The organism is Klebsiella sp. HMSC09D12, assembly GCF_001808475.1.
In the GTDB taxonomy this organism is placed as follows: domain Bacteria; phylum Pseudomonadota; class Gammaproteobacteria; order Enterobacterales; family Enterobacteriaceae; genus Klebsiella; species Klebsiella oxytoca.
Window position 1 is genome coordinate 90,428 of record NZ_KV793506.1, and the last position, 14,041, is coordinate 104,468.

12 protein-coding genes and 1 pseudogene are annotated in these 14,041 nt (G+C 56.4%); 6 read left to right on the forward strand and 7 right to left on the reverse strand.

Annotated features, from left to right (window positions below; all coding sequences use genetic code 11):
- Positions 1–36: 36 nt before the first annotated feature.
- Entirely contained in the window at positions 37–678 is a 642-nt protein-coding gene (gene udk, locus HMPREF3178_RS25050; protein ID WP_004103715.1) for a uridine kinase, read from the reverse strand.
- A gap of 114 nt (positions 679–792) precedes the next feature.
- Positions 793–1,641: a DNA-3-methyladenine glycosylase 2 gene (gene alkA, locus HMPREF3178_RS25055; RefSeq protein ID WP_070585558.1), complete on the reverse strand. Its 849-nt coding sequence runs from the start codon at positions 1,639–1,641 to the stop codon at positions 793–795.
- Between the two features lie 135 nt (positions 1,642–1,776).
- On the opposite strand from alkA, the gene yegD reads away from it, so the two are divergent.
- A complete protein-coding gene (yegD, locus tag HMPREF3178_RS25060; protein ID WP_024274463.1) occupies positions 1,777–3,129 on the forward strand; it encodes a molecular chaperone in 1,353 nt (450 codons plus the stop codon).
- Positions 3,130–3,221: 92 nt separating this feature from the next.
- On the opposite strand, the gene HMPREF3178_RS25065 is transcribed toward yegD, so the two are convergent.
- On the reverse strand, positions 3,222–4,508 hold the full coding sequence (locus HMPREF3178_RS25065) for a citrate synthase (RefSeq protein WP_004113987.1): 1,287 nt from the start codon (positions 4,506–4,508) through the stop codon (positions 3,222–3,224).
- Between the two features lie 811 nt (positions 4,509–5,319).
- Between HMPREF3178_RS25065 and HMPREF3178_RS25070 the strand changes: the two genes are divergently transcribed.
- The 4 genes from HMPREF3178_RS25070 to HMPREF3178_RS25080 all read left to right on the forward strand — a co-directional run bounded on the left by HMPREF3178_RS25070 (position 5,320) and on the right by HMPREF3178_RS25080 (position 9,206).
- The gene (locus tag HMPREF3178_RS25070) at positions 5,320–7,290 is read left to right on the forward strand and encodes a sensor histidine kinase (RefSeq protein WP_049127529.1); all 1,971 of its coding nucleotides are present in this window, start codon (positions 5,320–5,322) and stop codon (positions 7,288–7,290) included.
- The gene (locus HMPREF3178_RS25075) at positions 7,287–7,985 is read left to right on the forward strand and encodes a response regulator transcription factor (protein WP_064356060.1); all 699 of its coding nucleotides are present in this window, start codon (positions 7,287–7,289) and stop codon (positions 7,983–7,985) included. Before HMPREF3178_RS25070 ends, HMPREF3178_RS25075 begins: the two co-directional genes overlap by 4 nt.
- A gap of 356 nt (positions 7,986–8,341) precedes the next feature.
- Positions 8,342–8,482 (forward strand): small membrane protein, encoded by a 141-nt coding sequence (locus HMPREF3178_RS31170; protein ID WP_004200439.1) that lies wholly within the window; start codon positions 8,342–8,344, stop codon positions 8,480–8,482.
- Between the two features lie 106 nt (positions 8,483–8,588).
- Positions 8,589–9,206 carry a helix-turn-helix transcriptional regulator gene (locus HMPREF3178_RS25080; protein WP_004103721.1) on the forward strand — a complete coding sequence of 206 codons (618 nt, stop codon included), beginning with the start codon at positions 8,589–8,591 and terminating at the stop codon, positions 9,204–9,206.
- A gap of 298 nt (positions 9,207–9,504) precedes the next feature.
- Here HMPREF3178_RS25080 and HMPREF3178_RS25085 read toward each other — a convergent pair whose 3' ends face one another.
- Both HMPREF3178_RS25085 and HMPREF3178_RS25090 read right to left on the reverse strand, forming a co-directional pair.
- Positions 9,505–10,779 (reverse strand): dicarboxylate/amino acid:cation symporter, encoded by a 1,275-nt coding sequence (locus HMPREF3178_RS25085; RefSeq protein WP_070585560.1) that lies wholly within the window; start codon positions 10,777–10,779, stop codon positions 9,505–9,507.
- A gap of 226 nt (positions 10,780–11,005) precedes the next feature.
- Complete coding sequence (locus tag HMPREF3178_RS25090; RefSeq protein WP_016809223.1) at positions 11,006–12,124, reverse strand: succinylglutamate desuccinylase/aspartoacylase family protein; 1,119 nt, start codon at positions 12,122–12,124, stop codon at positions 11,006–11,008.
- Positions 12,125–12,138: 14 nt separating this feature from the next.
- Between HMPREF3178_RS25090 and HMPREF3178_RS25095 the strand changes: the two genes are divergently transcribed.
- Entirely contained in the window at positions 12,139–12,594 is a 456-nt protein-coding gene (locus HMPREF3178_RS25095; protein ID WP_004103726.1) for an Lrp/AsnC family transcriptional regulator, read from the forward strand.
- On the opposite strand, the gene HMPREF3178_RS25100 is transcribed toward HMPREF3178_RS25095, so the two are convergent.
- Positions 12,595–13,320: an ABC transporter permease gene (locus HMPREF3178_RS25100; RefSeq protein ID WP_004103727.1), complete on the reverse strand. Its 726-nt coding sequence runs from the start codon at positions 13,318–13,320 to the stop codon at positions 12,595–12,597.
- A pseudogene (locus tag HMPREF3178_RS25105) lies at positions 13,317–14,008 on the reverse strand (ABC transporter permease). Before HMPREF3178_RS25105 ends, HMPREF3178_RS25100 begins: the two are co-directional and overlap by 4 nt.
- Between the last annotated feature and the right edge of the window lie 33 nt (positions 14,009–14,041).

Genomic DNA, 14,041 nt, shown 5'->3' on the forward strand with positions numbered 1-14,041 from the left:
TTGGCTTCTCTTTGCACGTTACACAATTCGTTGGTGTTATTCAAAGAACTGACTGATTTTGGCCTTCAGTATATCGATGGCGATACGGTTCTTACCGCCGCGAGGCACAATAATATCGGCATACTGTTTGGAAGGATCGATAAATTGCAGGAACATCGGGCGCACCGTTTTCTGGTACTGCGCCATCACCGAATCCATTGACCGCCCGCGCTCGTTAACGTCGCGCTTGATGCGGCGCATCAGGCAGATATCCAGCGGGGTATCGACGAATATGGAGAAGCTGAGTTCGTTGCGCAGGCGGGCATCGGTCAGCAGCAGAATCCCTTCCAGAATGATGACTTTCTTCGGTTCAATGTGAATGGTTTCCGGCATACGGGTATGCTCAACGTAGCTATACACCGGCAGCTCTATCGGCTGGCCGTTTCTTAACATCTGTAAATGCTGAAACAGCAGACTATGATCCATGGAGCTCGGATGGTCATAGTTGGTTTTTACCCGCTCTTCCATCGACAGATGACCTTGATCCTTGTAATAGCTGTCTTCCGGAATAACGCCGATATGTTCATCGCCGACCTGTTCACGTAATTCACGATAAAGCGTACTGGCGATAAGGCTTTTGCCCGAAGCCGATGCGCCGGCGATGCCTATAATGACGCACTGATGAGACGTATCAGTCATAAATTTTTGCGACCTGATTAACCTGGGAATGTAGGAAGGGTGGCGGTTGACCGCCAAACGCCGCAATTATAGGGATTTCAGCGCGTCGATACCAGTGCTAAGCGCCGCTCGGGTCTATTCCGGCTCCGGCGACCAGCCTTCCGTATACCATATATGGAGTAAAGCGTAAGAGCGCCAGGGGTGCCAACGGCTGGCATAGCGCGCAATACGGGTCGGCGTCATACCAGGGAAACGCTGTTTAATCAGATAATCATCCGGCAGAAAGATATCCGGCGCCTGCCAGCCGCGCAGCGCGAAATAGTTGGCCGTCCAGCGGCCTATGCCGGGCAGCGTCTGCAGCTGCTTCATGCCGGCGTCGATATTATCCGGCGCCACCAGCGGGAGATCGCCGCTGATGGCCGCCCGCGCCAGGTGTACCAGCGCCTCCGCGCGCCGCAGGGGCATGCCCAGCGCCTTTAGCGCCAGCGGGTCGGCCTGCGCCAGCCGCTGCGCGCCGGGAAACAGGTAAAAACCCGGCGCGTCGGCCAGCGGTTCTCCGAAGGCGGCCACCACTTTCCCGGTGAGCTTTGCCGCCATCGCCACGCTGACCAGTTGACCCAGCACCGCGCGTACCGCTTGCTCAAACGGGTCGAGAGAGCCCGGCAAACGCAGCCCCGGCCTCGGCCGCGCGAGCGCCCCCAGCGTCAGGGCAACCTGCTGCGGGTCACAGGATAAGTCCAACAATCTCCCCACCCGCATCAGGCACTCGTCCACCACCGGCTGCAGTCCGGCGGAAAGCGTCACCCGCATGCCCTGCGCGGCCTCATCCGGCATCACCGTAATCAGCCCGGCGCAGCCATTAAGGGCAAAGCTGCGGCGATAGCCATCGTCGCCGAAGGTTTCAATCCCCTGCACCGCACGAGCGCCAAGAAAGCTGAACATCCAATGCCAGTCGTAGGGGGGATTCCAGGGTAGCAGCGTCATCATTTCTCCTTTTTAGCGTTTCAATCATAGCGGCTCCGCGCCGGACGCGCCTTGCTTTTAAATTCCAGTTGTCGCAGTGCCGTCGATCCGCTAAAGTCGCCCCCCTTCTTCACCGGCATGGGGATTTTGCAGGCTATGTATATTGGTTTTGACTACGGTACCGCTAACTGTTCGGTCGCGGTGATGCGCGAAAATACACCGCAGCTGCTGACGCTGGAAAACGGCAGTTCACTGCTGCCGTCCATGCTTTGCGCGCCGACCCGCGAAGCGGTCAGCGAGTGGCTCTACCGCCATCATGACGTCCCGCCCAACGGTGATGAAAACCAGGCGCTGCTGCGCCGCGCGATAAGCTTCAATCGTGAGGAAGATATCGATGTACTCAGCAACAGCGTGCAGTTTGGCCTCGCTTCGCTGCATCAGTACGTTGACGATCCGGAAGAAGTTTACTTCGTGAAGTCGCCGAAATCGTTCCTCGGCGCCAGCGGGCTCAAGCCGCAGCAGGTTGCGCTGTTTGAAGATTTAGTCTGCGCCATGATGCTGCACATCAAACTCCAGGCGCAAACGCAGCTGCCGGACGCCATCGACCAGGCGGTTATCGGACGGCCGATTAACTTCCAGGGGCTGGGCGGCGATGACGCCAACGCCCAGGCGCAGGGAATTCTTGAGCGAGCGGCAAAGCGCGCGGGCTTTCGCGACGTCGTATTTCAGTTTGAGCCGGTCGCCGCCGGTCTGGATTTCGAAGCGACGCTGAGCGAAGAAAAACGCGTGCTGGTCGTCGATATCGGCGGCGGGACCACCGACTGTTCACTGCTGTTGATGGGGCCGCAGTGGCGGGAAAAAGCCGATCGCCAGCAAAGCCTGCTCGGCCATAGCGGCTGCCGCGTCGGCGGTAACGATCTGGATATCGCCCTGGCCTTTAAATGCCTGATGCCGCTGCTGGGGATGGGCGGCGATACGGAAAAAGGCATCGCGCTGCCGATTCTGCCGTGGTGGAATGCGGTGGCGATTAACGACGTTCCGGCGCAGACCGATTTTTACAGCGCCGCCAATGGTCGTCTGCTTAACGATTTGCTGCGCAGCGCCCGCGATAGCGAGAAGGTCGCGCTGCTGCTGAAGGTGTGGCGTCAGCGTCTTAGCTACCGTCTGGTGCGTAGCGCGGAAGAGAGTAAAATCGCCCTTTCCGCGCAGCCGACCGTGACAACCGATCTGCCGTTTATCAGCGACGAGCTGGCCACGGCTATCAGCCAGCAGGGGCTGGAAGCCGCGCTGGATCAGCCGTTAACCCGCATTATGGAGCAGGTTCAGCTGGCGCTGGATAACAGCAATGAGCAGCCGGATGTGATTTACCTGACCGGCGGCAGCGCTCGCTCGCCGTTGATTAAAAAAGCGCTGGCAGCCCATCTGCCGGGTATTCCGGTTGCCGGCGGCGATGATTTTGGCTCGGTCACCGCCGGTCTGGCCCGCTGGGCGCAGGTGGTATTTCGTTAACCATCCGTTCCCGGACTACGGGACGCAGTGAGTTTGTCGCCCGGCTTAGCGCAGCGCGAGCCGGGTTCACTCCCCCCGATTGCCGCCCCCTCTCAGCGCCCTTCACGCCGCGAAACGTAATCCCGCCTCTTTTCACCGGTATAAATCTGCCGCGGGCGATAAATATTCAGCGGCGCTTCGTGCATTTCGTTCCAGTGCGCCACCCAGCCGAGCGTTCTGCCAACGGCGGTGATCACCACAAACATGGATGAAGGCAGCCCCATCGCTTTGAGGATCACCGCTGTATAGAAATCAACGCTCGGCGACAGGCCATTTTCCACGAAGTACGGGTCGGTCAGCGCCACCTCTTCGAGGGCCATCGCTACCTGCAATGGCATATCGCACATCCCCAGTTCCTCCAGCACCCGGTGACAGGTTTCGCGCAAAATGGCGGCTCGCGGGTCGAGGTTACGGTAGCGAGAGTTACCGAATCCGAGACGACGTAACGCCTGCGGGTCGCGTTTCGCTTTGCTCAGGAACGCAGGGATTTGATCAACGGTTTTAATCTCCTCCAGCATCCGCATACTGGCTTCATTAGCCCCGCCGTGGGTCGGCCCCCACAGCGAAGCGAGCCCTGCGGCGATACAGGCAAACAGGTTCGCCCCGGAAGAGCCCGCCGCCCGAACGGTGGTGGTTGATGCGCACTGGCCGTGATCGGCGTGCAGCACCAGGATCTGGTTCATCGCCTGTTCAATCACCGGATTCAGCTGGTACGGTTCCGCCGGGATGGCAAACAGCATATGCAGGAAATTGCCCGCATAAGAGAGATCGTTGCGTGGATACTGCGCCGGTTGCTCAATAGAGAACTTGTAGCTCATCGCCGCCAGCGTCGGCATTTTCGACAGCAGACGGGTGGCGGCCAGAGCCCGGTGCTCCGGGTTTTCAACGTCCAGCACATCGTGATAAAACGCCGCCAGCGTGCCGACCAGGGCGCACATTAAGGCCATCGGATGCGAGTCGCGGCGGAAGCTGCCGCACATCCGCGCAATCTGCTCGTGCACCAGGCTATGGCGGGTAATCGTATTTTTGAACACCTGATAGCTGGCTTCATCAGGCGCATCGCCCTGCAGCAGAATCCAGGCCACTTCAAGAAAGTCACACTGGCGAGCCAGCTGATCGACCGGATAGCCGCGGTGCAGCAGAACGCTGTTCTCGGTATCGATCCAGGAGATAGCCGACGTGCAGCCGGCGGTATTAGCAAAGCCGGGGTCGAAACTGCACAGGCCTGAAGACGCCAGCGGACGGATATCCATGCCGAGGTGGCCCAGCGTTCCCGCCACCGTACCCAAAGGAATAGACTGCTGTTCATCCAAAGAAAGCGTTAGCGATTTCGTCGTCATCCTGTAAGGTCCCCTTCCACAACGAGTCAATGATTAACCTGGTCATTTCTCCAGGCGGAATAACCAACATAACCACAGTCGACCGCTGATTCTTTGATATAAATAACCAAAACATTGATAAACGACGGCTATTATTCATACTTAAGGAACGTCAGGGCGATTTTTCAACCGCATAAAATACGCATCTCATGAAATTAGCTGCATCTAAATTCTGACATTCCGCCTGTGAATCATATTTTTACTTCATCAATGAGCAATATATAACCAAATTTGTCTAATTTTTTGCGCCTGCAGGATTCGCGTCTCTAGACTTTGCGGCCCTGATTGCCTGAATGCGTTATTTATCACGGGTGCCCCGGCGGGCGTTGACGCCCCCGTGCGATCGCTGCCCCTCGGCTCTGGCGACAGGTTGGGTTTATTACCATCATTTCTCCCGACATTCATTAAAGCTTAATATAAGCACCTGCTTTTATATGCGCTGATTAAATAATCTATTGCTAATGGTATATAACTCCATGCACCTTCACGGCAGCACATCATAAATCCCTATGCGCTGTTTGAATTTTCCACTTGCTTATTATGACCCGCCCTCATACGTTAACATTGATTGCGAATCTTCTTACGGCAGGTCTGGCCAGTTACCCGGCTTGCAGATAACGCTGGAATAATATCTGCGGCACCAGCAGAATGCTGCGTTGTCCAGCCCTGTAATTTTATTTCCCGGATTCCGGAGAGTTGTCTGTGCCAGCCGCAGAGCCCCGGCGCGTTTATACCGTACGGATTGATTAGTCCATGCCGCAAGGGGGCGTAATTGAATCGTTTGTGCGCTTTTTTTGATGTTCTTCGCAGGCACCGTGGACCGCATTTCTGGGCATGGTGCAGCATCCTTATGGCCCTGCAGATGTGTACGCCGGCGCGCGCGGAAGTCCGTCAGCTGGGTATCGATATTCCCGTTGACTGGTACGCCGACGCCAGCGGCCAGATGTCCCTCGACGCCTTTCTTGCGCTACCACAAGAGGCGCTAAAAACGGCGTCGCTGATCCCGTCGTTTGGGTATTCAAAAAAAACTTTCTGGCTGCGCACGTCACTCCCGGCGGCTTATTTTTCCGGCGAGCAGCGCTGGCTGCAGCTTGGCCCACCGTTTATCGATCGTTTAACCGTCTATTATCGCCCCTACGGCAGCGATAGCCCGTGGAAACAAAAAGAGTTTGGCGACCATGCCCCAGCCCGCGATAGCGACCTCGACTACCGCGAAAGCGTGCTGATTTTAGCGCCCCCGCCCACGGCGGCAGGCTACGAGATGGTCTTCCGTCTGCAGAGCAGCAGCACCCTGATCCTGCTGGCGACGCTCTCATCGCCGCAGGAATTCGTTCGTTCGGCCACCCTCGATACCGCTTTCTGGAGTTTCTATTTCGGTCTGGCGGTCATTGCCAGCGGCATCGCCCTGTGGCTTGCCGTTGCGCTGCGCCGACGTCTGCTGTGGGGGATCTGCCTGTTTTCGCTGAACTATCCGCTCGTCGCGGCCCTGCATGGCTACCCGGAATGGTTATTCGGCGACGCCCTTCTGCCGGTTCAGGATTACATGATTAGCTGCCTGTCGCTGGTAAGCTATGCCACCGCGCTGTGGCTGCATAGCGAGGTCTTCGATCTGAAGAAGAACATGCCGCGGCTGCATCAACTGCTGCTGGCGGCGATCGGCTTAAACATTGCGCTGCAAATCAGCATCCCGCTGGGATTTTACGGCCGGGCAATGCAAATTGAAGCGGGGATATTTTTTATCGCCTCCCCGGTGCTGTTGATCACCTCATGGATGCTGTGGCGGCGTAAAGCGGTTGATATGAATACGCTGTTGCTCGGGCTACTGCCGCCGGTTTACGTGGTGTCAGCCGGGCTGGCCCTGCTCTCGGTACACGGCGTGATTCCGTTTCATACCAGGGTTTATTCCACCTGGCAGTATGCGCTGATCATCCATATCGTCACGGTCCTGATCATCGCCGTACTGCGGGTACGGGCGGAAAACCGTACCCTGATGCGCAAGCAGCAGCTGGCGAGAGAGTTACAAATTGAACGCGAGGCCAGTTTCCACCAGCGCCAGTTTATGGGGATGGTGGCGCATGAGTTCAGAACGCCGCTGGCCATCCTCGAGGCGGCGCTGGAAAATCTGCGCCTGTGCCCCACTGTGTCCACGCAGAGCGCGCGCCTCGATCGTATGCAGCGAGCGACCACCCGCCTGGTGCAGCTCACCGATAATTGCCTCGCCGATGCCCGGCTTTCCTCCAGAGACCTGCACGCCGACCGGCAGAATGCGGAGCTGCTGCCGGTTATCTATATCGCCGCCACGGTAGTGGATCTGTCGCTCAATCATTATTTACATGTCATCTGCGAAGGGCAAACTGTCGGGCCGCAATCGCCTTCGCCGGTGCTGTTTATTGATAGCGGGCTGCTGTGTATTGCGATCGCTAATCTGCTCGATAATTCAGTCAAATATTCGGCATCAGGTGAAATAAGAATCGAGATTTATCGCCTGCAAAAAGGGTTTGAAATACGCATTGGCGATCGCGGCCCCGGCATCGCGCCTGAACAGGTTGAGCATATTTTTGAGCGCTATCGACGCGGCGAAACCCATACGACCACGCCAGCCGGCACCGGCCTGGGTCTGTACGTCGCCCGACAAATTATACAGGCCCACGGGGGGGAGCTGTGCCTGGCGAAAAATACCGCTGACGGGTGCGAATTTGCGCTCACACTGCCGCTGGATGGACAGCAGAAGGACAAATCATGACATTACGCGTCGCTATCGTTGAAGATAGCGCTGATTTACTCGACGAACTGCTGGCCTTTTTACGCCATCGCGGCTTCGATGCATGGGGCGTGCGCAGCGCTGAAGCCTTCTGGCGGCAGCTGCATCGCGATCCGGTTGATATCGTGCTCATCGACATCGGTTTACCGGGAGAAGACGGATTTAGCGTGCTGGATTATCTGCATGGAATTGGCCATTTCGGACTGGTCGTCATCACCGCCAGAGGCCATGAGCAGGATCGCCTGCAGGCGTTGAACGCCGGCGCCGACCTGTATCTCATCAAGCCGGTCAACTTTTCCGACCTCGCGGAGAGCATTCACGCGCTTGGCGCCCGTCTCCGCCAGCAACCCGCGCCCCAGCCCACCGCGCCGACGATATCAGCGGAACGGTCAGCCTCTTCCACCTGGATATTACAAAGCGAACAGTTAATTGCGCCATCGGGGCTGATCCTGCCGCTAACGCAGCAGGAGTACCGTCTGCTGGAACTGTTAATGCGCAACCGCAATGAAGTGTGCAGCAAAGTTGACCTGCACGCCTCTCTGTTCACCGATGAAGGCGAACCGGAACTGCACCGGATCGATGTCGTCGTCAGCCGCTTGCGCCACAAGGCCCGCCTTCAGGGCATGGCCCTGCCGATTCGCGCTATTTTTGGCAAAGGTCTGGCGTTTCTTTCCTGATATTTGCCGACCCGGCCTCACCAGGCATTGCATCTTTGTGGCGGCGTCATGGCGGATAGTTTTTCATTCCTCCGCCTCTTGATCACTTTTTTTCAGTTTTTGAGAGGAATGAGAGAAATGAGACTGACAGCATATTAAGAATTTTCTTACATTGACATGGCATCGGGAGCGTACCGATTCAAAGCGTCCTCAGGCTAACCGGCTGTGGCCAGATTCAGCACAGCCTGAACGCTGGCCGCCCGCTGTACGCTGTCCGTTCGCCTGTGCCGGCACGGTTTAAAGAAGAGAATAAAAATATTCTCGTGCCTGGGATGTACATTTTTAACACCTGAAAATTTAATTAAAGGATATCCATCATGGCCATGCAAACATGGTTAGCCTTATTACTGTGCATATTTTGCCTCTGCGTTTCGGTATATAGCCTTATTTCTTATATCCGCGACAGGAGAAAACAGAAATTTCCGTTTTCAGCCAAGCACTCTTCGCGCAGAAAATAACTCAGGCGACACCAATAATAAATTATCTGCACAGTAACAATCACCGCATACGCCCGGAGGATTGATCGCAACATGGCGTTATGTTGATTTGCAGGGAACTAGCGCCATGAAAAAAATAAACATCGCAATCAATACCAGCAACACTTTTCTGCGGCAATCGCTGGCTTCCATGGTCAATGAGCTCACCCGCCGCGACGGTCATCTGCACGTCAGCTTTTCGTATAAGAAAAATGATTTTTTTGATAAGGATATTATTATCGCCGAGGTTCTCCCCGGTGAAATCTACCTGTGTAATACCAGTCTAAAAAATCGCAAATCAGATAGCTCAGTTATTATACTGCACAGCTACGACCAGCTCCCGGAGCAGGAACTGATTGTTAACTGCCTGAAAGGGGTTATTTTCGTGTCGATAAAATTAGTTAATATTGACAGGATGTTGGCCATCCTTGCTCAGGAGCTAAGAAAGTGCGAAGGTCTGGTTCTGGCCCGGCGGGCCGACTCGGCGATAGTCTGCAGCAACTGCCCGCACAAAATGCTGTCAAAATCGCAGGTTGCCGTCGCCTCCGGAATTATTCATGGCTTTGATATCAGTAAAATCTCCGCCCTGCACAAAGTCACGCCCAAAACCATCACCTGGCACAAAAGTAAAATCATGGAAAAATATCGCCTCAATAACCATTATGACTTTTTCCAGTTTATTAATTTGTTAAAAGAGCGCTGGTAAACCCGCGAATATGCCGGAACTGAGTAACACTATGCGCGATAAAATTAGGAATTTGACGGCTTGTAAGGGTCGGGAATCCGAAAAAATATCAGTGAGATGAAAAATATCTACTCTGGTGTTACGCGCAGCAGTAACATGATCCGGTTCCTTGATATGAAAATACCGTAGCGTGTTTTTAGCCATAAGAAAAACGTCTTTATCGAGGAATCTGTTACTTCGTCACATTGCCCCTTGCGTGCCTGTTAGGGGCCTCTTTTTTATGACGAAGCGCGCCCCCGTCAGAGAGGGCGCACGACGATCAGGCCTCGACCTGCTGAGCCGCAACTTCCTCTTCCGCGACCCCTTCCTGCAACAGACCTTCATTTTTTGACAGCATCGCCGTCGCGATCCCATTCCCCAGCACGTTAATCGCGGAACGCCCCATATCGAGAAAATGGTCAATACCCATCAGCAGCAAAATACCCGCCACCGGAATATTGAAGCTTGGGATGGTCGCGGCCAGCACCACCAGCGCCGAGCGCGGCACCCCGGCGATTCCCTTTGATGCCAGCATCAGGGTCAGCATCATCACGGTGATCTCGCTAAAGCTCAGATGAATATTGTAGGCCTGAGCGATAAACATCGCGGCAAACGAGCAGTACACCATCGAGCCGACGAGGTTAAAGGAGTAGCCGATGGGCAGCACGAACGACGCGATATTACGCGAGCAGCCGAACTCCACGAGGCGCTCAAGGGTCTTCGGATAGGCAGCTTCTGAGCTGCTGGTGGTAAACGCCACCAGTACCGGATCTTTCAGCATATTAAGCAGGCGAAAAACCTCTTTTTTCAGCACCATATATCCCACCGCCAGCAGCACCATGCTGGTCAGCAGCACTGCAACGTAGTAACCGCCGATGAACGAAGCATAGTTAAGCAGGATCCCCAGCCCCTGCGAGGCGATAACCGAAGAGATGGCGGCAAAAATCGCCAGCGGTGCCACGTACATCACGTACCCGGTGACCTTCAGCATAATATGGGAAACCACGTTCAGGGCCGCCACCAGCGGAGCGTTGAATTTTTCCCCCAGCGACGCTCCGGCAATGCCGAAGAACATTGAGAACACCACGATTTGCAGAATTTCGTTGTTGGCCATCGCTTCGGTAATGCTGGTCGGAATAGTATGCGTCAGAAAGCCTTTCAGGCTCATCCCGCTCACCGCCAGGCCGGTATCGACCGACTCTTTCGGAATTGCCAGATTCAACCCGGCGCCAGGGTGCTCAAGGGTAACAATCACCAGCCCAACCAGAATGGAGAGAATTGAAGAGGTAACAAACCATACCATGGCTTTACCGCCGACCCGCCCAATGGTAGCCGTTTCGCCAAGCCGCATAATGCCGACGGTGAGCGTACTGAAGACTAACGGCGCAATCACCATTTTAATCAGGCGAAGGAATACGTCGGTCAGCAGCGTAATATTTTCAGACCATGCGGTTATGGTCGTTTGCGCGGCGTATGCGTGAATGGCCGCGCCGGAGAGGATCCCCAACAGCATAAAGATAACGATGAACAGCGTGAGTTTGTTTGCACTTGCCACAAAAATTAACCCCTGATTTATTTAACGTGTTGTTATCAATGTGCATATATTTTATTTATTGGAGCACACCAAACATTCATCACATAAATTGAATAAAAGCAGACGGGGTTACAACTCTTTTTTTGGTTTTTATAGTAAAAGTTGATGTGCTCGTTGACGTGCATCAAGCAAGTTCATTCCGCCACGGCCGACGGCGGGCAAAAATACGCTCAGGGATGCTGTCCGCTTACATCGCCAGCCCGCCGCCGCCACTGAACGGCTGCTCGCCGGCGATTTTCATTATTTCCGCCCCCAGCGTGACAAACGGCGCCCGCCGGCTGGCATAAATCAGCCCGCCCGATGTCGGCCGCACCGCTTTGACCATATCGGTCAGCGGGTCGATGATTTCCGCGACAACATCGTCGGCGCTGACCCATTCGCCCGGCTGTTTTAGCGGCACCAGGATGCCGGTCGCCGGCGCGGTGACAATCTCCCCGGCAGCAAACGGCAGCATCACCGTTTCCTGCTGCGGCACCGCAGGCTTGTCGCCCGCCAGCACGCCGCGGTACTGCAGATAACGGTAAATACGTTCGGCGTCGTCGCAGGCGGTAGCGTGATTCACCTCGTGCTGGCCACGCAGCTCGACGGTCACCGCCATACAGCCGGGCTGCTGCGGGCCCCACGCCGGGTTTAGCGCGCTCAAACGCTGCCACGGCAGGCCGCAGGCCTCATCAAACGAGTTGCCCCCGCTCTCCTGGGACAGCAGCACGGCGCCAATACCGAGAAAAGCCGCCAGTACGTTCGCCTCGCGTTGCCAGGCCGGATCGGCGTAAAGGTGCAAAATCGCCTGGTCATCGCAATGGAGATCGAGCACCAGATCGGCATCGCAGGCGAGGCTCAGCAGATGTTGACGCAGGGCCTGAACCTCGCTTGCCACGGGAAGCGCCGCCAGCGCCTTCTGCATGGCATCGCGCACCTGCTGGAGATATTCGGCGCGCGTAGCGGGCGATTCCGCGGGTAGCCAGGGCTGCGCCAGCGCCGCCAGATCGGGAAAGTCGCGGTTGAAATTGCGCCCGCTCGCCAGATCGAAACGGCCAATGCCGCTGTTAAGCAGCAGCTGAGCCAGCCCCGGCGGATTGGCTACCGGCACCATAATAATTTCACCGCGCAGCTCGCCCCGTCGTTCCGCCTGGCTGAGTAATCTTTTAAGATAATGCAGAACCAGCATGCCCGGAATTTCATCGGCGTGCAGCCCCGCCTGCAGATAGACTTTCTCGCCGGCGCCGGGCGCGCCGAAATGAAAATGGCTTAATTGCCGCTGCCCACCGAGCGCATGTTGAGGTAATGTATCGTGTTTAATTTTCATTGGACGTCCCATCTGTGGAAAAGAAAACCCGGCTTGACCGTATCGATCATAAGATCCTTGAAATCCTGCGCCGGGATGGCCGCATTTCTTATCAGAAGCTCTCGGAGCAGGTAAATCTCACCGCGCGTCCATGTCTGGAACGCGTGCGCGGCCTCGAGCGTGACGGCATCATTCGCGGCTACAGCGCCATTATCGAACTGCCCGAGCCGGAGCATGCGTTTGTGGTGCAGGCGCAAATCGCCCTGGCCGACCACGGCCGCTCGCAGCCGGTGTTTGAACAGGAGATGCGCCAGACGCCCGAAGTGCTGGACTGCTGGCTGGTGAGCGGCAGCTTCGACTTTCTGGTACGCATCGGCTGTCGCAGCATGGCGCACTATTGCCAGCTGGCGGATAGCTGGCTGACCAGTAAAAAGTTTCACGTTGATAAAATCGTTACTCTGACCGAACTCCAGGCGATTAAGCGCTCCTGATTAGCCGCGGCGGATAAACGCCAGCCAGCGCCGTTCGGCGCGGGAAAAGGCGAAAATCAGCAGAAAGGTGCACAGGAGATAGAGCGCCGCGGCCATCAGAAACGGAATAAACGGCGACCAGGTCATGGCGTAGAACGCGCGGGCCACGCCGGTAATATCCAGCAGGGTTACCGTGCTGGCCAGCGAGGTGGCGTGGAGCAAAAAGACCATTTCATTATTCAGCGCCGGGATCCCGCGTCTGAGCGTCGCGGGCAGCACCAGACGACGAATAATCTGCCATTTCCCCATCCCATAGGCTTCTCCGGCAACCCACTCCTGACGGGGAAAGGTCAGCATCATCCCCGCCAGCAGCTCCGCAACGTAAGCGGAGGTGTTCAGCACCAGCGCCAGCGTGGCGCAGAAAGTCGCATCGCGAAACAGCAGCCAAAACGGCTGCTCGTTCATCCAACCCGTCTGCACGATATCGAACTGCGACAGGCCGTAGTAAATCAGCATCAGTTGCAGATAGAGCGGCGTGCTGCGGAAAAAATACGTAAAACCACGGATGGGCAGCGCCAGCGCGCGCGGGCCGTACACCTGCCCCACCGCCAACGCAATCGCCAGCGCCATCCCGGGAACGATGGAGAGCAAAAACAGCTCCGCCGTTATCGCCAGCCCGCTGGCGGCACCGTTGCCGTCGCTCCAGATAAAGCTCGGGATCGCATCGAGAAAGGTTTGCAGATTCATAGCGCGGCCCCCGCCGTGGAAGAACGCAGCGCATAACGCTTCGCCAGGCGGCTAAACAACCAGCTGGAGAGCGCGGTAATGACCATATAAATCAGGGAAACCAGGAAATAGAAGAGGAACGGTTTCTGCGTGGCGCGCCCGGCCTGCTCGGCCAGCCATACCATGTCCTCCAGGCCCAGGATCGACACCAGCGCCGACGCTTTCATCAGCCCCAGCCAGTTATTATTGATCCCGGGAATCGCGAAGCTCAGCATCTGCGGCAGCATCACCCGGCGAAATACCGTCCACGGGCGCATTCCGTAGGCCTGCGCGGCTTCGGTTTGCCCGCGATCGACGGTCAGAAATGCGCCGCGAAAGGTCTCGGTGTAATAGGCGCCGAACACAAAGCCAATCGCCAGCACGCCGGAAAAAAAGTATTGAAGCGCACCGGCCCCAGCCCCACCGCTGCCAGCAGCAGGTTAACCAGCATCTCGCCGCCGAAAAACAGCAGTAGCATAATCACCAGCTCGGGAATACCGCGTACCAGGGTAGTGTAGGCGGTGGAAAACAGGCGCAGCCACGGCGGGCCAAAGAGTTTAACCAGCGAGTTGATCAGGCCCAGCAGCAGCGCGACCAGCAATGAGCAGAGCATCACGCACAGCGAAAGCGCCGCGCCGCGTAACAGTAAGGGTAAATAGTCTGCGACCATGTTCAGCCTTCCACGGGTGCCGTAAAGGGGCGC

Coding starts and splice junctions, on each gene's coding strand:
- HMPREF3178_RS25075 (WP_064356060.1), top strand. CDS start 7,287: ATGACATTACGCGTCGCTATCGTTGAAGATAGCGCTGATTTACTCGAC.
- HMPREF3178_RS25080 (WP_004103721.1), top strand. CDS start 8,589: ATGAAAAAAATAAACATCGCAATCAATACCAGCAACACTTTTCTGCGG.
- alkA (WP_070585558.1), bottom strand. CDS start 1,641: ATGACGCTGCTACCCTGGAATCCCCCCTACGACTGGCATTGGATGTTC.
- yegD (WP_024274463.1), top strand. CDS start 1,777: ATGTATATTGGTTTTGACTACGGTACCGCTAACTGTTCGGTCGCGGTG.
- HMPREF3178_RS25090 (WP_016809223.1), bottom strand. CDS start 12,124: ATGAAAATTAAACACGATACATTACCTCAACATGCGCTCGGTGGGCAG.
- HMPREF3178_RS31170 (WP_004200439.1), top strand. CDS start 8,342: ATGGCCATGCAAACATGGTTAGCCTTATTACTGTGCATATTTTGCCTC.
- udk (WP_004103715.1), bottom strand. CDS start 678: ATGACTGATACGTCTCATCAGTGCGTCATTATAGGCATCGCCGGCGCA.
- HMPREF3178_RS25065 (WP_004113987.1), bottom strand. CDS start 4,508: ATGACGACGAAATCGCTAACGCTTTCTTTGGATGAACAGCAGTCTATT.
- HMPREF3178_RS25100 (WP_004103727.1), bottom strand. CDS start 13,320: ATGAATCTGCAAACCTTTCTCGATGCGATCCCGAGCTTTATCTGGAGC.